The 16,173-nt window shown below is 58.7% G+C and carries 15 protein-coding genes; 8 read left to right on the top strand and 7 right to left on the bottom strand.

The window, feature by feature from the left end; translation table 11 throughout:
* The first annotated feature begins 165 nt into the window (after positions 1 to 165).
* A complete protein-coding gene (gene galR / locus LGM20_RS04660; protein ID WP_002915981.1) occupies positions 166 to 1,182 on the top strand; it encodes an HTH-type transcriptional regulator GalR in 1,017 nt (338 codons plus the stop codon).
* Here galR and LGM20_RS04655 read toward each other — a convergent pair.
* The 4 genes from LGM20_RS04655 to LGM20_RS04640 form a co-directional block, all read right to left on the bottom strand.
* Positions 1,143 to 1,622, bottom strand: coding sequence for a GNAT family N-acetyltransferase (locus LGM20_RS04655; RefSeq protein WP_023290906.1), 480 nt, complete (start codon positions 1,620 to 1,622; stop codon positions 1,143 to 1,145). The two genes, galR and LGM20_RS04655, sit on opposite strands and share 40 nt — an antisense overlap.
* Positions 1,619 to 2,392: a GntR family transcriptional regulator gene (locus tag LGM20_RS04650; RefSeq protein ID WP_004205433.1), complete on the bottom strand. Its 774-nt coding sequence runs from the start codon at positions 2,390 to 2,392 to the stop codon at positions 1,619 to 1,621. Before LGM20_RS04650 ends, LGM20_RS04655 begins: the two co-directional genes overlap by 4 nt.
* A gap of 67 nt (positions 2,393 to 2,459) precedes the next feature.
* Positions 2,460 to 3,887: a glycoside hydrolase family 1 protein gene (locus LGM20_RS04645; protein WP_044524627.1), complete on the bottom strand. Its 1,428-nt coding sequence runs from the start codon at positions 3,885 to 3,887 to the stop codon at positions 2,460 to 2,462.
* Between the two features lie 7 nt (positions 3,888 to 3,894).
* Positions 3,895 to 5,232, bottom strand: coding sequence for a PTS sugar transporter subunit IIC (locus LGM20_RS04640; protein ID WP_044524628.1), 1,338 nt, complete (start codon positions 5,230 to 5,232; stop codon positions 3,895 to 3,897).
* A 299-nt stretch (positions 5,233 to 5,531) separates the two neighbouring features.
* Here LGM20_RS04640 and LGM20_RS04635 point away from each other — a divergent pair, with 299 nt between their 5' ends.
* A complete protein-coding gene (locus tag LGM20_RS04635) occupies positions 5,532 to 6,533 on the top strand; it encodes a LacI family DNA-binding transcriptional regulator (protein WP_004229436.1) in 1,002 nt (333 codons plus the stop codon).
* On the opposite strand, the gene lysA is transcribed toward LGM20_RS04635, so the two are convergent.
* Positions 6,526 to 7,788 (bottom strand): diaminopimelate decarboxylase, encoded by a 1,263-nt coding sequence (gene lysA / locus LGM20_RS04630; protein ID WP_023290909.1) that lies wholly within the window; start codon positions 7,786 to 7,788, stop codon positions 6,526 to 6,528. The two genes, LGM20_RS04635 and lysA, sit on opposite strands and share 8 nt — an antisense overlap.
* A 136-nt stretch (positions 7,789 to 7,924) precedes the next feature.
* Here lysA and LGM20_RS04625 point away from each other — a divergent pair, with 136 nt between their 5' ends.
* A complete protein-coding gene (locus LGM20_RS04625) occupies positions 7,925 to 8,851 on the top strand; it encodes a LysR family transcriptional regulator (protein ID WP_023319085.1) in 927 nt (308 codons plus the stop codon).
* Here the strand turns inward: LGM20_RS04625 and LGM20_RS04620 are convergent.
* Positions 8,817 to 9,530 (bottom strand): aspartate/glutamate racemase, encoded by a 714-nt coding sequence (locus tag LGM20_RS04620; RefSeq protein WP_023290911.1) that lies wholly within the window; start codon positions 9,528 to 9,530, stop codon positions 8,817 to 8,819. The two genes, LGM20_RS04625 and LGM20_RS04620, sit on opposite strands and share 35 nt — an antisense overlap.
* 139 nt (positions 9,531 to 9,669) lie before the next feature.
* Here LGM20_RS04620 and LGM20_RS04615 point away from each other — a divergent pair, with 139 nt between their 5' ends.
* The 5 genes from LGM20_RS04615 to LGM20_RS04595 all read left to right on the top strand — a co-directional run bounded on the left by LGM20_RS04615 (position 9,670) and on the right by LGM20_RS04595 (position 14,677).
* The gene (locus LGM20_RS04615) at positions 9,670 to 9,996 is read left to right on the top strand and encodes a cupin domain-containing protein (RefSeq protein WP_023290912.1); all 327 of its coding nucleotides are present in this window, start codon (positions 9,670 to 9,672) and stop codon (positions 9,994 to 9,996) included.
* A gap of 452 nt (positions 9,997 to 10,448) precedes the next feature.
* Entirely contained in the window at positions 10,449 to 11,339 is an 891-nt protein-coding gene (locus LGM20_RS04610) for a carbohydrate ABC transporter permease (protein WP_002915995.1), read from the top strand.
* Positions 11,332 to 12,234, top strand: a complete 903-nt coding sequence (locus tag LGM20_RS04605; protein WP_023290913.1) for a carbohydrate ABC transporter permease — start codon at positions 11,332 to 11,334, stop codon at positions 12,232 to 12,234. The genes LGM20_RS04610 and LGM20_RS04605 overlap by 8 nt, the downstream gene beginning before the upstream one ends.
* 12 nt (positions 12,235 to 12,246) lie before the next feature.
* Positions 12,247 to 13,374 (top strand): ABC transporter ATP-binding protein, encoded by a 1,128-nt coding sequence (locus LGM20_RS04600; RefSeq protein WP_017899248.1) that lies wholly within the window; start codon positions 12,247 to 12,249, stop codon positions 13,372 to 13,374.
* Positions 13,375 to 13,390: 16 nt separating this feature from the next.
* Entirely contained in the window at positions 13,391 to 14,677 is a 1,287-nt protein-coding gene (locus LGM20_RS04595; RefSeq protein WP_032453986.1) for an ABC transporter substrate-binding protein, read from the top strand.
* Between the two features lie 59 nt (positions 14,678 to 14,736).
* Here LGM20_RS04595 and LGM20_RS04590 read toward each other — a convergent pair whose 3' ends face one another.
* Positions 14,737 to 16,080, bottom strand: a complete 1,344-nt coding sequence (locus LGM20_RS04590) for a carbohydrate porin (protein WP_023290915.1) — start codon at positions 16,078 to 16,080, stop codon at positions 14,737 to 14,739.
* Positions 16,081 to 16,173: the final 93 nt, after the last annotated feature.

The following is a 16,173-nucleotide window of genomic DNA, read 5'->3' as shown; positions in this document are numbered from 1 at the left end:
TTTCCCCGAGCCGGTTTCAATTACTGATAGCGTCAATGTAAACAGGTCACCGATAAGCCCGCTCTAAATCACATTTGCGCCATTCCTTCGCCGCCGCGCCTTGAATCTGCCGCTCTTTCCCGTAACATAGCAGTATGTAAACGCTTACCCTATAAAAGGCATGGTATGGCGACAATTAAGGATGTAGCCCGACTCGCAGGAGTCTCCGTCGCTACCGTCTCCCGCGTCATCAACAACTCTCCCAAAGCCAGCGAAGCCTCGCGTCAGTCCGTGGGCGCGGCGATGGAAACCCTCAACTATCACCCCAACGCGAACGCCCGGGCGCTGGCCCAGCAGTCCACGGAAACCGTCGGCCTGGTGGTGGGCGATGTCTCCGACCCCTTCTTCGGCGCGATGGTCAAAGCCGTCGAACAGGTGGCCTATCGCACCGGCAATTTTTTGCTGATTGGCAATGGCTACCACAACGTGCAGAAGGAGCGCCAGGCGATAGAGCAGCTGATCCGTCACCGCTGCGCGGCGCTGGTGGTGCATGCCAAAATGATCCCCGATGAGGAACTCGCCGGGCTGATGAAGCAGATCCCCGGCATGGTGCTGATCAACCGCATCCTGCCCGGATATGAAACGCGCTGCGTAGCGCTGGACGATCGCTACGGCGCCTGGCTGGCGACCCGCCATCTGATCCAGCAGGGGCACACGCGTATCGGCTACCTGTGCTCAAACCACGATATCTCTGATGCGGAAGATCGCCTGCAGGGGTACTACGCGGCGCTGGAGGAGAGCGGCCTGCCGTGCAACGACCGGCTGGTCACGTTCGCCGAGCCGGATGAAAGCGGCGGCGAACAGGCGATGACCGAACTGCTTGGCCGCGGCCGCCACTTTAGCGCCGTCGCCTGCTATAACGACTCGATGGCCGCCGGCGCGATGGGGGTGCTGAACGACAACGGCATCGACGTCCCGCGGGAAATTTCACTGATCGGCTTCGACGATGTCCTGATTTCGCGCTATGTTCGCCCGCGGCTGACCACCGTCCGCTACCCGATCGTCACGATGGCGACCCAGGCGGCCGAGCTGGCCTTAGCCCTGGCGGAGCAGCGCCCGGCGCCGGAGATCACCCACCTGTTCAGCCCGACGCTGGTGCGCCGTCATTCGGTGGTGGCCCCGCAGGAAGGCGATAAGTCGTAGCGATAGAGATGCACGGCGGTGGCCGGGTAATCCAGCCCCTCGCCGATGTAGCGCCAGCCGAAGCGTTCATAAAAATCGCGGCAGGCGGAGTAGAGATAAAGCTCCCGATAGCCCGCGCGGCGGGCATAATCGATCACATGCCGCTGCAGCTGTCCGGCCAGCCCCTGACCGCGAGCGGCGGGCGCGACGTACAGCGCCGCCAGCCAGGGAAACAGATCCTGGCGGCTGATCAAATCGCAGCGCCAGAGGCCAATCGTTCCCAGCAATTGCTCCCCTTCCACGGCAATAAAGGTCAGCGGCAGCGCCTCCGCCGTCTGGCTATGCTGCACAATGCTGGCGAAAAACTCCCGCGGCAGCGCCTCGCCGCCAAAGGCCTGCCACAGCCAGTCGGTCACCTCCCGGGCGAACTGCGGCGCGGCGTACAGCGGCAGGATCGTCATACCAGCTTCCCCTGAAAAATCGGCACCGAGTCGAACAGATAGCCGTCAAAGTCCGGGGCGTCTTCATCGGACAGCTCCAGCAGACTGTTTTTAACGTTTTCCAGATGCTGCCACATCGCCTGCCAGGCGCCCATCACATCGCGACGCCGCAGCGCGGCAAGCAGGGTCTGCCGGTCGCCGAGCCACTTCAGCCGCCAGGCGCGGCTGGCAATATGCACATTGAACTGCTGCCACAGCGGGCTGCTGTCCATCTGCAGCCAGATCCGCTCCACCGTCGCTAACAGCATCTGGTTCTGCGTCGCCCCGGCCAGCACCAGATGGAACAGACGAGCGTTATCCTGGGCGGTGTCGTTGAGGGCGATTGCCCGCTGCTCCTGCTCGATAATCCGCTTCAGATTATCGATATCGGCGCGGGTGGCCATTTTCGCGGCAAAGGCGGCGATATTGCTCTCCAGAAGCTGGCGCGCCTGGAGAATTTCAAACGGACCAACGTCGCTGCTGAGCAGTTGCTCTTCTTCGCTGTCGTTTTCGTGCGGGATACGCATGACGTACACCCCGGATCCCTGACGGATATCCACCGTCCCCTGCAGCTCCAGCATCAGCAGCGCTTCGCGCACGATGGTCCGGCTGACGCCATAGGTTTCGGCAATATGGCGTTCCGGCGGCAAACGCGACCCGACCGGGTAGCGCCCCTGCGCGATCTGGGCGCGCAGGTCATCACCAATCTCCTGATAGGGCTTCTTTTCCGGCGGAATTATCGCTTTTTCCACAAAATCACCTGTGCGTTACATGCCTGCGAGTCAAACACGGCGCTATCTTAGCAAATATTGCCCCCGGCTAGCGGTATTCATCATCGATATCCAGCACCAGTTCACGCCGTTCGCCGAGCTGACGAAACCAGTGCGCCGAGGCTTTGGGTCGCCGGGCGCGATGGTTTTGCAGATCGATTTCGATAAGCCCGTAGCGGTTTTTAAAGGCGTTCATCGGCGACACGTTGTCGGTAAACGCCCACAGCATATAGCCCTGGCAGTTGGCCCCTGCCTCGCGGGCGCGCAGGGTGTGCCACAGATGTTCGCTGATAAAACGAATGCGATAGCTGTCGTCAATGGCGCCTTCGCGGTTACGGAACTGGCCTTCGTTTTCCACCCCCATCCCGCTCTCCGCCACGAACCAGGGAATGTTGCGATAGTCATTTTTTATCCGCATCGCCATATCAAAGATGATTTGCGGGTAGATTTCCCAGCCGCGGGAGGCGTTCATCCGCCGGCCGGGCAGCTCAAACGGCTCATAATACCAGGCCGGATGGAACGGGGTATGCGGATGCCAGGCCCGCGACGGGGCTTTGACCCGGTGCGGATAGTAAAGGTTAATCCCCAGCTCATCGACGGTGTGCTCGCGGATAATCGCCAGATCCTCCGCGCTGGCCTCCCACGTCACCTGATGCTGCTCAAGCAGCGCGATAAGCGCCGGCGGCCAGACCCCGTGCACCAGCGGGTCGAGAAACATACGGTTGTAGAACAGATCGTAGATCTCCGCCGCGCGCAGGTCATGCGGGGCGCGGGAGCGCGGGTAGGTCACCTCCGGATTGAGGATGCAGCCGACGGTCCCGGGATAGCCTAGCTCGCGAAATCGCTTCACGACGCAAGCGGTCGCCAGCACCTTATGGTAGTTCCACTGCATCCAGGTGCTGGTGTTCTGCTCATAGGGCCAGCGCAGGGCATCAAGATAGACCCGGGTCTGCACCACGATCGGCTCATTAAAGGTAAACCAGCGGGTCACCTTCGAGTGGTAGCGGGCAAAAACCTGCTCCGCGTAGCGCACAAACAGCTCGACCACCGTTTTCGACCCCCAGCCGCCATACTTTTCCAGCAGAGAGCCCGGTAGTTCGTAATGCTCAAGGCAGATCATCGGCGTGATGCCGTTGGCCAGCAGCGCATCGAACAGCTGGTCGTAATAGGCCGCATACTCCTCATCCACCGTGACGTTTTCATAGTCGGTCAGAAAGCGCGACCAGTTGATCGAAGTGCGGTAGTGGGTCAGCCCGGCCAGCTTCATCAGCTGCACGTCTTCCTGAAAGCGGTTGATAAAATCGGTAGCCACCGCAGGGCCATAGCCGTTATGCCAGACGTGACGGTCGTTTTTGTACCAGAGATCGGGCCAGGAGTCCTGCCCCGGTTTTTTCCCGCTCCAGCCCTCGGTCTGCCAGGCGGAAGCCGCCGCGCCAAGGATAAAATCATCGGGAATAGTCGTCCGTACGGTAGTCATAGGCTCCTCAGACAGGGTTGGCGGTCTGTTGATTGTCTGCCTGACGCTGCGCGGCATCGGCACGGCGGGAGGCGATTTTGACGAAAGGCAGATAGATAAGCACCGCGGCCACGATGCAGATCAGCTGGGTGACCACCGCCCCCATCGAGCCGGCGGTGGAGAGCCAGGCGTTGATCAGCGGCGGCGTGGTCCAGGGCACCATCACCACCGCCTTGCCGGCGAAGCCGGTCAGGGTGGCGAAATAGCCGATGCTGCCGGTCACCAGCGGGGTGATGATAAACGGGATGGCGAGGATCGGGTTGAGCATGATCGGCATCCCGAAGATCACCGGCTCGTTAATATTGAACAGCCCCGGGCCTATCGACAGCTTGGCGATCTCTTTCATCTCTTTGCGCCTGGTGGCGATCATCACCGCAATCAGCAGGCCGATGGTCAGCCCCGAGCCGCCGATGCTCATGTAAACATCCCAGAAGGGCATGGTGATGATGTTCGGTACCTCTTTCCCCTGCTCAAAGGCGCTCATATTGACGGTGATCGCCCCCAGCAGCAGCGGCTCGCGGATCGGCTTGATCATCTGGTTGCCGTGAATACCGATCACCCAGAATAGCTGGGCGACGAACATCAGCAGCAGGATCCCCGGCAGGCTCTGCACCACCCGCTCCAGCGGCTGCTGCACCACCTGGTAGACCGCATCGTAGAGATACATTCCCGTCAGCTGGTGGAAGAGAAAACCAAAGGTGGCGATCGCGGTGGTGGTGATGATCGCCGGGATCAGCGCGGAAAAAGAGGCTGAAACGTTCGGCGGCACGGTATCCGGCATCTTGATCTTCAGTCCCTTGCGCCCCTCCAGCCAGCAGTAAATCTCGACCGCCAGAATGGCGATGAACATCCCGAGGAACAGGCTGCGGGTGTCGGAGAACTGACGCAGCAGGACATCTTTCACCACGTGCATCTGGCCATCGACCATCATCTCCACCGTGGTCGGCGTGACGCAGATAAAACAGATCACCGCCAACAGGCCGGGAAACAGGCTTTTGATGCCGTTGATCCGCCCCAGCTCAATGCCGATCAGAAACACGGCGCCTATATTGAGGAAGTTGAGCGTGGCGTAGTTCAGCGCGCTGGTGATCGGCTTCAGCGCGGCGAGAAAGGAGAGCGAGGAAAAGCTGGCGAGCCCATTCTTTGGATCCAGCACCATATTGGAGATCAGTACCGAAAAGGCCCCGACGATGATCACCGGCATCAGGGTAATAAACGCCGATTTGATCGCCATAATGTAGCGATAGCTGTTGAATGTCGTCGCGAAACGCCCCAGCGCGTCGATCAGTTTGTCCTGTAATGCCATAAAAGAGTACCTCAGAGTAAAGGGCTTATTGCGGCCAGGTGGACAGCCAGAGACTTTTGGCATACCAAAAAATAGTTGCCAGGTAAAAATTGTTCTGTGACAGCGCTCGCAACCCGCTGCGTGGTATCCCAAATATCGATAATAAAAACTATTGGCATACCAGATAGCGCCGGTTGGTCAGTTCCTGCTAAAAGCGTGATCGCGATGGTTTTTCCGCCCCGCCCCGTCGATATGTCCCTTTTCGGTCTGTGATAAACTGCGCCTTACCACGTGAAATCAGGAATCGATGAATGGCTACAATGCTGGATGTCTCAATTCGCGCAGGCGTCTCGAAAGCGACGGTTTCCCGCGTGTTGAACGGCACAGGTCAGGTGAAAGAGAGCACCCGCCAACAGGTCTTTAAAGCGATGGAAGAGCTGGGCTATCGGCCGAATTTCCTTGCCCGCTCGCTGGCCAATCAGACCAGCAACAGTATCGGGCTGGTCGTCTCCACCTTTGACGGCTTCTACTTTGGCCGTCTGCTGCAGCAGGCGTCACGCCAGACCGAAGCCTGGGGAAAACAGCTTATCGTCACCGACGGCCATGATACGCCGGAGCGCGAAGAGGAAGCGGTGCAGATGCTCGCCGACCGGCAGTGCGATGCGATCATCCTCTATACCCGGCATATGAGCGAGAAGGCGATCATGTCGCTGATTAACTCGATCGCCATGCCCCTGGTGGTGATTAACCGTGATGTGGCGCAGGCCCGCGAACGCTGCGTGTTCTTCGAACAGCAGGAAGCCGCCTTCCAGGCCGTGGAGTATCTGATTACCCAGGGCCACCGCGATATCGCCTGCATCACCGTCCCGATGCACACCCCCACCGGCCAGGCGCGCCTGCAGGGTTATCGCAACGCGCTGATAAAACATGGTATTGAGTGGGATCCGAGCCGGGTGAAATACGGGGACTCGACGATGACCCGCGGCTACGAGCTGTGCCGGGAACTGCTGGACGAGAAAGCCCGCTTCAGCGCGCTGTTTTCCTGTAACGATGATATGGCGCTGGGGGCGTCTAAGGCGCTGCATCAGGCGGGGCTGCGTATTCCGCAAGATGTGTCGCTGTTTGGCTTCGACGATGCGCCAAGCGCGAAATGGCTGGAGCCGGGCCTGTCGACGGTCTATCTGCCGATCGACAACATGATCACCACGGCTATCGATCAGGCGATCAAGCTTGCTAACCAGCAGCCGATCGAAACGATCCCGCCGTTCACCGGCACGCTGGTGTTGCGTGAGTCGGTGACGACGGGACCTTTTTTTAAATAAGCTCCAAGGCCAGCAGCTCCTGGATGGTCTGGCGACGGCGGATCAGCCGCGCCTTGCCGCCATCAAACAGCACCTCCGGCAGCAGCGGACGGCTGTTATAGTTGGATGACATCGAAGCCCCGTAGGCGCCAGTGTCATGGAGCACCAGATAATCCCCTGGGGCCACCGCCGGCAGCAGACGGGTCTCGACTTTCCCCCCTTCCTGCTGGGTAAAGACGTCCCCGGACTCGCACAGCGGCCCGGCCACCACGGTCTCCACCTGCGGCGCGGCGCTGAGATCGCGGCCATCCGCCGCCAGAGCGGTGATATGATGATAGCTGCCGTACATTGCCGGGCGCATCAGGTCGTTAAAGCCAGCGTCAATCAGCACGAAGTGGCGGCTGCCCATCTCTTTCACGCTGCGCACCTGCGACACCAGCACGCCGGACTCGGCCACCAGGAAGCGTCCGGGTTCAATCTCCAGTTTCACCGGGTGACCCAGATGGGTGGCGATCTGCTCCCGGGCGCGGTTCCACAGGCCATAATAGTGAGCGGTGTCGATGGCCTCTTCGCCCTCGCGGTAAGGAATAGACAGGCCGCCGCCGGCGGAGATGGCCTGCAGATCCTGACCAAAGTCGACAACCTGGCGCACCATCGCGCCGCACACCTGCTCCAGGTGACCATAGTCGACGCCAGAGCCGATATGCATATGGATCCCCACCAGCTGCAGCTGATAGCGACGCATCACTTCCAGCGCCGCCGGCAGGTGGCTGTACCAGATGCCATGCTTGCTGTTCTCACCGCCGGTATTGGTTTTCTGGCTGTGGCCGTGGCCAAAGCCCGGGTTGACGCGCAGCCAGACGCGATGGCCCGGCGACACTTCACCCAGTTGGCTCAGCATGTCGATCGAGCCGGCGTTCACCGGGATCTGTAACGCCTTGACGCGATCGAGGGTCGCCTCGTCGATCAGATCGGCGGTGAAGACAATATCCTCTGGATTCTGCTGCGGATCGTAGCCCGCCGCCAGCGCACGCTCGATCTCCCCCAGCGACACCGAGTCCACCTTCACCCCCTGCTCGCGCATCAGACGCAGAATATGGATGTTAGAGCAGGCTTTTTGCGCAAAACGCACCACATCAAACTGGCTGAGCTGGGCAATCTGGCGGCGAATAATCTGCGCATCATAGACCCAGACCGGGCAGCCAAATTCCGCCGGCAGGCGCAGCAGATTGTCCGCGGTCAGATCGGTATCGGTGGCGTAAAGCGAGTGTGGCATAAGAACTCCGGTGTAGTGCGTGTGTTGGTCGCTGTTTTTTCTGATTACGCCACAGCGCCGGACGAATAAAAAATATCGTTTTATCGCGACTCTATGCAAAAATGATATAGTTCCAGCCGAGCCTCAGGGAGACCGCATGCCAGCCGTCAATTTGCGCCATATCGAAATCTTTCATGCGGTGATGACCACCGGCAACCTGACCGAAGCCGCGCGGATGCTGCATACCTCCCAGCCCACCGTCAGCCGCGAGCTGGCGCGCTTTGAGAAGGTGCTCGGCCTGCGGCTGTTTGAACGGACCCGCGGTCGCCTGCAGCCAACCGTGCAGGGCCTGCGCCTGTTTGAGGAGGTTCAGCGTTCCTGGTACGGCCTGGACCGCATCGTCAGCGCCGCCGAGAGCCTGCGCGAGTTCCGCCAGGGCGAGCTGTCGATAGCCTGTCTGCCGGTCTTTTCCCAGTCCTTTCTGCCGCTGCTGTTGCCGCCGTTCCTCGCCCGCTACCCGGAGGTCAGCCTGCAGATCGTCCCCCAGGAGTCGCCGCTGCTGGAGGAGTGGCTCTCCGCCCAGCGCCATGACCTTGGCCTGACGGAGACCCTGCATACCCCCGCGGGCACTGAACGCACCCCGCTGCTGACGTTGAATGAAGTCTGCGTCCTGCCCGCCGGCCATCCGCTGGCGGCGCAGACGACGCTGACCCCCGCCGATTTTCAGGGCGAGAACTACATCAGCCTGTCGCGCACCGACAGCTATCGCCAGCTGCTCGACGCCCTGTTCCTTGAGCATCAGGTCAAGCGGCGGATGGTGGTCGAAACCCACAGCGCGGCCTCGATCTGCGCCATGGTGCGCGCCGGCGCCGGGATCTCGGTGGTTAACCCGCTGACCGCCCTGGACTATGCCGATAGCGGCGTGGTGGTGCGCCGCTTCAGCGTCGAAGTGCCGTTTACCGTCAGCCTGATCCGCCCGCTCCATCGCCCGCGATCGGCGCTGGTCGACGCCTTCGTGACGCACCTGCAGCAGAGTCTGCCGCAGATCCTCACGCCGCTGGCGTCGGTTCTGCAGAGAGCATAAAGTTGACCGCGTCCTCAGCGTGGATCGCCGCGGTGTCAAAGACCGGCAGCGGGCTGAGCTCGGCAGGCACCAGCAGGCCAATTTCCGTGCAGCCGAAAATAACCCCTTCCGCCCCCTGCTCCGCCAGGGCGGCAATCACCTGCAGATAATAATCCCGCGACGCCTCGCTGAAGGTGCCGAGACAGAGTTCGTCGAAAATGATCTGATTGATCCGCGCCCGATCGTCGGCCTCGGGGATCAGCGTCTCGATGGCAAACTGCGCCTGCAGACGACCCCGGTAAAAGGTCTGCTCCATGGTATAGCGGGTGCCCAGCAGCGCGACCCGCCGCTGGCCCTTGGCGGCAATCGCCCTTCCGGTGGCGTCGGCGATATGCAGAAAGGGAACCTGGCAGCGGGCGGCGATGGCATCCGCCACCTTGTGCATGGTGTTAGTGCACAGGACAATGCCCTCGGCGCCCGCCTGCTGCAGCCCAACCGCGGCGTCGGCAAGGATCGCGCCGGCGCGATCCCAGTCGCCGGTGGACTGACAGGCTTCAATCTCGTGAAAATCGACGCTATGCAACACCAGTCTGGCGGAGTGCAGCCCGCCCAGTCGCGCCTTCACGCCTTCATTAATCAGGCGATAGTAAGGGATCGTTGACTCCCAGCTCATGCCGCCTAACAGGCCAATGGTTTTCATCTTTTGCTCCTTATGTTGTTTCTGCCAGTGAAACAAACTTGTGATCAACTTTCCACTTCTCTGGCCGCGTATTTCTTTTTCATGAAGAGTGAGATAACTTAAGTGAAACAATGTTTCATTTTAACAACAGGATCGGCAGATGTTTATTTTCCATAAAGACACCACCCTTGAAGACCTTGGCAATGGCGTAACCCGCCGCATTCTGGCCCATGACGGCAAAATGATGGCCGTGGAGGTAAATTTTGCCGCCGGCGCCGTCGGCCCGATGCATAACCACCCTCACGAACAGCTCACCTACGTGCTCTCCGGCGAGTTCGAATTCACCATCGGCGAGGAGACGCGCGTCGTCAGCGCTGGCGATACGCTGTACAAGCAGCCGGGGATCATGCACGGCTGCGTCTGTCTGCAGCCCGGCACGCTGCTCGATACCTTTACCCCCATCCGCGAAGATTTCCTCCAGGGTTAATCCATGTCGGGGGCGCTTGCCGCCCCCGGTTATCTACCTGTACCTTCGAATAAAATATACCGGCAAAATCATTATCCTGATAATAATATTCCCCGCCTCGCTTACGCTGATATTTCATACTTTTCAGCCCCTCACAAACGCCTAAAATGCTTACCACCTCACCTTTTTGAAACATCGTTTCGACTTTGATCACATTTCCATCCAGATCTGCATGACGCGGAAATAAATCGCAATAAAATGAAATTAAAACGGTGTTTTATAAAAAACAGATCAGCATAAAAAAAGAGCCTGACGGCCCCTCCACGCTGGGCCAGTTAAAACCTAATCCATTCATTAACAAGGATATGTTAACCAGAGGAAGCGTTCAGACTTTTTTGCGTGGTTCACGGCAAAAGGCCGACAGCGCCGCGTCACCGGATCCGTATTACAACTCGTAAGCCAGGTAGGTATGTATGAATGAAAACAAGCTGCTGGGATTGGCATGGATATCGCCCTATATCATCGGGCTGATTGTCTTTACCGCTTTTCCTTTTGTTTCATCTTTCTTTCTCAGTTTTACTGAGTACGACTTGATGAGTCCGCCGGTATTTAACGGCATTGAAAACTATCGCTATATGTTGACCGAGGATAGCCTGTTCTGGAAATCGATGGGGGTGACCTTTGCCTACGTCTTTTTAACCATCCCCTTAAAACTGGCTTTCGCCCTCGGCATTGCCTTTGTGCTCAATTTCAAACTGCGCGGTATCGGCTTTTTCCGCACCGCCTACTATATCCCGTCGATCCTTGGCAGCTCGGTGGCGATTGCCGTGCTGTGGCGCGCCCTGTTCGCCATTGACGGCCTGCTGAACAGTTTTCTCGCCGTCTTTGGCATCGATGCCATCAACTGGCTGGGGGAACCCTCGCTGGCGCTGATGTCGGTCACCCTGCTGCGCGTCTGGCAGTTTGGTTCCGCGATGGTCATCTTCCTCGCCGCGCTGCAGAACGTCCCGCAGTCGCAGTATGAGGCGGCGATGATCGACGGCGCCTCGAAGTGGCAGATGTTTATGAAGGTCACCGTGCCGCTGATCACCCCGGTGATTTTCTTCAACTTTATTATGCAGACCACCCAGGCGTTCCAGGAGTTTACCGGCCCGTACGTGATAACCGGCGGCGGCCCGACCTATTACACCTACCTGTTCTCGCTCTACATCTACGATACCGCCTTTAAGTACTTCGACATGGGTTATGGCGCCGCGCTGGCGTGGGTGCTGTTCCTCGTCGTGGCGGTCTTTGCGTCGATAGCCTTTAAGTCATCGAAATACTGGGTCTTCTATTCCGCCGATAAGGGAGGCAAAAATGGCTGATATTCAACAGATGGCGCCGGTGATAAGCGACGCCGATCGTGAGGTCGCCCGTACGCTGCGCCGGGAAAAGGTGAGCCGGGTGGTGCGCTACGTCGTGCTGGTGTTCGTCGGCCTGCTGATGCTCTACCCGCTGGCGTGGATGTTCTCCGCCTCGTTCAAGCCGAACCATGAGATCTTCACCACCCTCGGGCTGTGGCCGACTCACGCCACCTGGGACGGGTTCATCAACGGCTGGAAGACCGGCACCGAATACCATTTCGGCCACTATATGCTGAACACCTTTAAGTATGTGATCCCGAAGGTCGTGTTAACGATCATCTCCTCCACCATTGTGGCGTACGGCTTCGCACGCTTTGAGATCCCGTGGAAGAAGTTCTGGTTCGCGACGCTCATCACCACCATGCTGCTGCCGAGCACCGTCCTGCTGATCCCGCAGTACCTGATGTTCCGTGAAATGGGGATGCTGAACAGCTATCTGCCGCTGTATCTGCCGCTGGCCTTCGCCACCCAGGGATTCTTTGTCTTCATGCTGATCCAGTTTCTGCGCGGCGTCCCGCGAGATATGGAAGAGGCGGCGCAGATCGACGGCTGCAACTCCATCCAGGTGCTGTGGTATGTGGTAGTGCCGATCCTCAAGCCGGCCATTATCTCGGTGGCGCTGTTCCAGTTCATGTGGTCGATGAACGACTTTATCGGTCCGCTGATCTACGTCTACAGCGTCGATAAGTATCCCATCGCGCTGGCGCTAAAAATGTCTATCGACGTCACGGAAGGCGCGCCGTGGAACGAAATTCTGGCAATGGCGAGCATCTCCATTCTGCCGTCCATCATCGTCTTCTTCCTGGCTCAACGCTACTTCGTGCAGGGCGTGACCAGCAGCGGAATCAAAGGTTAAGAGGGAAATATCATGGCTGAAGTGATTTTCAACAAACTGGAAAAAGTTTACTCAAACGGGTTTAAAGCGGTGCATGGTATCGACCTGAAGATTGCCGATGGCGAATTTATGGTGATCGTCGGCCCTTCCGGTTGCGCCAAATCGACCACCCTTCGCATGCTGGCGGGTCTGGAGACCATCAGCGGCGGCGAGGTGCGGATCGGCGATAAGATCGTCAACAACCTGGCGCCTAAATCCCGTGGTATCGCGATGGTGTTCCAGAACTACGCCCTCTATCCGCATATGACGGTAAGGGAAAACCTCGCCTTCGGCCTGAAGCTGAGCAAGCTGCCCAAGGCGCAGATTGATCGGCAGGTGGAGGAAGCGGCGAAAATTCTTGAACTGGAGGAGCTGCTGGAACGTCTGCCGCGCCAGCTCTCCGGCGGCCAGGCGCAGCGCGTGGCGGTGGGCCGGGCGATCGTCAAAAAACCCGACGTCTTCCTGTTCGACGAACCGCTCTCCAACCTGGACGCCAAACTGCGCGCCTCGATGCGCATCCGCATTTCCGATCTGCATAAGCAGTTGAAAAAATCCGGTAAACCGGCGACCACCGTCTACGTTACCCACGATCAGACGGAAGCGATGACCATGGGCGACCGCATCTGCGTGATGAAGCTCGGCCACATTATGCAGGTCGATACCCCGGACAACCTCTACCACCAGCCGAAAAATATGTTTGTCGCCGGCTTCATCGGCGCGCCGGAGATGAATATTCGCCCCAGCCAGCTGGTTGAACACGACGGCCGCCTGTGCCTGACCCTTGGCGACCAGCGCCTGCCGTTGAACGACCGTCTGGCGGAGAAAGTCGGCGCGTATCAGCATCAGGAGGTGTTCTACGGGGTCCGCCCGGAATTCGTGTCGCTCTCCGACGCGCCGTTCGCCGAAGGCGGCTGCATGGGCGAGATGGTGCGGGTGGAAAACATGGGCCATGAGTTCTTTGTCTATCTGCAGGTCGCGGGCTACGAGCTGACCGCTCGCGTGCCGTCGGACGATGCGAAGCCGATGATAGCTAAGGGACTGAATCGAAAAGTCTATTTCACCTTTGATCTTAACAAGTGTCACATCTTTGACGCCAAAACCGAACAGAACCTCTCTCTGTGAACCCTGGAGCATAACAATGAAAAACGTGCTGATAAGCGCCACCCTCTCCGCCACCCTCGGCCTTAGCGCCTTCTCCTCGCTGGCGCAGGATGTCGACCTGCGTATGTCCTGGTGGGGGGGCAATGGCCGCCATCAGGTGACTCTCAAGGCGCTGGAGGCTTTTCACCAGCAATATCCCGATATCAATGTCAAAGCGGAATATACCGGCTGGGACGGCCATCTTTCGCGCCTGACCACCCAGATAGCCGGCGGCACCGAGCCTGACGTGATGCAGACCAACTGGAACTGGCTGCCGATTTTTTCGAAAAATGGCGAGGGTTTTTACGATCTCAACACTCTGAAAGACGAGATCGATCTCAGCCAGTTCGACGCCAAAGAGCTGCAGTCCACCACGGTCAATGGCAAGCTCAACGGCATCCCGGTGTCGGTCACCGCCCGGGTCTTCTACTTTAACGACGAAGCGTGGAAAAAGGCGGGCATCCCCTTCCCGAAAACCTGGGACGAACTGCTGGCGGCGGGGAAAACTTTCGAAAGCAAACTCGGGAAACAGTACTACCCGGTGGTGCTTGAGCACCAGGACGTGCTGGCCCTGCTCAACTCTTACATGGTGCAAAAATACAACCAGCCGGCCATCGATGAGAAAGGACGCAAATTCTCCTACAGCAAAGCGCAGTGGGCGGACTTCTTCGGCATGTATAAGAAGCTTATCGACAGCCATGTCATGCCGGACACCCGCTACTATGCCTCCTTCGGCAAGAGCAACATGTACGAGATGAAGCCGTGGATCCAGGGTGAATGGGGCGGGACCTACATGTGGAACTCCACCATCAACAAATATTCCGACAACCTGAAGCCGCCGGCGAAGCTGGTGCTGGGGGAATACCCGATGCTCCCCGGAGCCACCGATGCCGGACTGTTCTTCAAGCCTGCGCAAATGCTGTCGATTGGCAAATCGACGAAAAACCCGCAGGCGGCGGCGAAAGTGATTAACTTCCTGCTGAACAGTAAAGAAGGGGTGGATATTCTCGGACTGGAGCGCGGCGTGCCGCTGAGTAAAGCGGCGGTCACCTACCTGACCGAAGACGGGATCATCAAAGCCGACGATCCGGCGGTGTCCGGTCTGAAGCTGGCGCAATCCCTGCCCACCACTCTGCCGGTCTCGCCGTACTTCGACGACCCGCAGATCGTCGCCCAGTTCGGCACTACCCTGCAGTACATCGACTACGGTAAAAAGTCGGTGGAAGAAGCGGCCGAGGACTTCCAGCGCCAGACCGACCGCATTCTGCGCCGCGCGATGCGCTAACCTGCCCGTCGGAAACCTCCCGCGGCGTCCGCCGCGGGAGAGCCTGCCTGAGTATCCTGTCAGAAGAAATATTTAAAGCGCACCCGGGCGCCGTAGCGTTCATCGGGATTCCCACTCTTCGCTGCCGTGGAATCGAGCCACGAGGCGTAGGCGCCAAGGTAAATATTGAAGTTCGGCATCGCCATAATATTCGGCAACTGCCAGGAAGTATGCACGGTGTGGATGTCATAGCGCCCCGGCGCGAGGATTGCGCAGTCGTCATCGCACTCGCTGCTCACCCCGGCCATGTTGAACTGGTCGATTTTGTTATGCGCGTAGATATAGCCCAGCTCCACGCGATGCCACAGGGCGTTGATCCCGGCGCTGAAGTCGGTTTCGTCCGCCGCGTCCAGCAGGGCGGTACTCAGATTGACCACCGCCCCGTCCTGCGGATCGCTTTTCAGGGTGTTCCAGCTCATGGTCATCCCGTAGCCGGTACGGTTTGACTGGTCGACCCAGCGCCCGCCCTGGTTCTGATAGCCGTAGGCGTTGTTGACGAGGTTGCTCTCTATCGCCGCCGCCGCCGACCACGCGCCGGACTGCCACACCGCCACCGGCCGCACGTACACCACGTTTTTGCGGTTTTCCAGCGCATTACCGTGATAGTTCTGATCGACAAACAGCGAACTGCCATCCTCCACCAGGGTGTTAACCTCGAAATACCAGTTATCCACCGTTTTGCTGAACAGGAGGTTGCCGCCGCTGCTGCTGCGCCCGCGCCCCTCTTTCATCATGTAAATATAGCCATAGCCGTCGGAATAGAGGTCGTTGGCGGTATTTCCTGAATATTCAATAAAGGTATCCTGATTCAGGGGGAACATATCCCAGGCTTCAAAGCGGCCTATTTTTATTTTCCAGTCATCCTGCTGACCAAAGAAAAATACCGCATCATCGAGATTCATTTTGCCATCCATATCCGCCAGGGGCTGCACGCTGAATCCGGCATATTTCCCGTCGGCGCCATTACGTCGGCCATCGAAACCCAGCAGAATACGGCCATTAATATCCCAACGCTCTTTATCACCGGGCGCCCAGCTTTTATTCGCGCTGGTTTTGACCGACGTCAGGCTGCCGGTGCGGCTGGCGCCATCAAGATTAAATTCGACGTCGCCATAAAATTTTAATTCGCCATTGTCGTTTAGCTGCAGGCGCGGCGTAGCCGGCGCCGCGCGGGCGACCGTCGTGGCCTGCTGCTGGCCTTTCAGCGTCTTAATCTCCGCCTCTGCGCTGGCGGCGCGCGCCTCCGTCGCCTTCAGCCGCTGCTCCATTTGCGCCAGCCGATCCTCCAGCGATAACGGCGCCTGCGCCATCGCCTGTGGCAGAGAGAGAGACGTGAGAAAACACCCGACCCAGATTTTATTCATCGGTAAACCCTTTTATTATGAAATGAACTAAATTTGTTATTAATGGGTAATGCACGACGATGCAGGCAATAATAACCCGCCCATCGTCAAAGA

Origin of the sequence: Klebsiella quasipneumoniae subsp. quasipneumoniae (genome assembly GCF_020525925.1) — a bacterium.
Classification (GTDB): Bacteria; Pseudomonadota; Gammaproteobacteria; order Enterobacterales; family Enterobacteriaceae; genus Klebsiella; species Klebsiella quasipneumoniae.
This window is presented reverse-complemented; position numbering and strand designations above follow the sequence as displayed.

Coding starts and splice junctions, on each gene's coding strand:
- galR (WP_002915981.1), top strand. CDS start 166: ATGGCGACAATTAAGGATGTAGCCCGACTCGCAGGAGTCTCCGTCGCT.
- LGM20_RS04655 (WP_023290906.1), bottom strand. CDS start 1,622: ATGACGATCCTGCCGCTGTACGCCGCGCCGCAGTTCGCCCGGGAGGTG.
- LGM20_RS04645 (WP_044524627.1), bottom strand. CDS start 3,887: ATGACTACCGTACGGACGACTATTCCCGATGATTTTATCCTTGGCGCG.
- LGM20_RS04640 (WP_044524628.1), bottom strand. CDS start 5,232: ATGGCATTACAGGACAAACTGATCGACGCGCTGGGGCGTTTCGCGACG.
- LGM20_RS04635 (WP_004229436.1), top strand. CDS start 5,532: ATGCTGGATGTCTCAATTCGCGCAGGCGTCTCGAAAGCGACGGTTTCC.
- lysA (WP_023290909.1), bottom strand. CDS start 7,788: ATGCCACACTCGCTTTACGCCACCGATACCGATCTGACCGCGGACAAT.
- LGM20_RS04625 (WP_023319085.1), top strand. CDS start 7,925: ATGCCAGCCGTCAATTTGCGCCATATCGAAATCTTTCATGCGGTGATG.
- LGM20_RS04620 (WP_023290911.1), bottom strand. CDS start 9,530: ATGAAAACCATTGGCCTGTTAGGCGGCATGAGCTGGGAGTCAACGATC.
- LGM20_RS04615 (WP_023290912.1), top strand. CDS start 9,670: ATGTTTATTTTCCATAAAGACACCACCCTTGAAGACCTTGGCAATGGC.
- LGM20_RS04610 (WP_002915995.1), top strand. CDS start 10,449: ATGAATGAAAACAAGCTGCTGGGATTGGCATGGATATCGCCCTATATC.
- LGM20_RS04605 (WP_023290913.1), top strand. CDS start 11,332: ATGGCTGATATTCAACAGATGGCGCCGGTGATAAGCGACGCCGATCGT.
- LGM20_RS04600 (WP_017899248.1), top strand. CDS start 12,247: ATGGCTGAAGTGATTTTCAACAAACTGGAAAAAGTTTACTCAAACGGG.
- LGM20_RS04595 (WP_032453986.1), top strand. CDS start 13,391: ATGAAAAACGTGCTGATAAGCGCCACCCTCTCCGCCACCCTCGGCCTT.
- LGM20_RS04590 (WP_023290915.1), bottom strand. CDS start 16,080: ATGAATAAAATCTGGGTCGGGTGTTTTCTCACGTCTCTCTCTCTGCCA.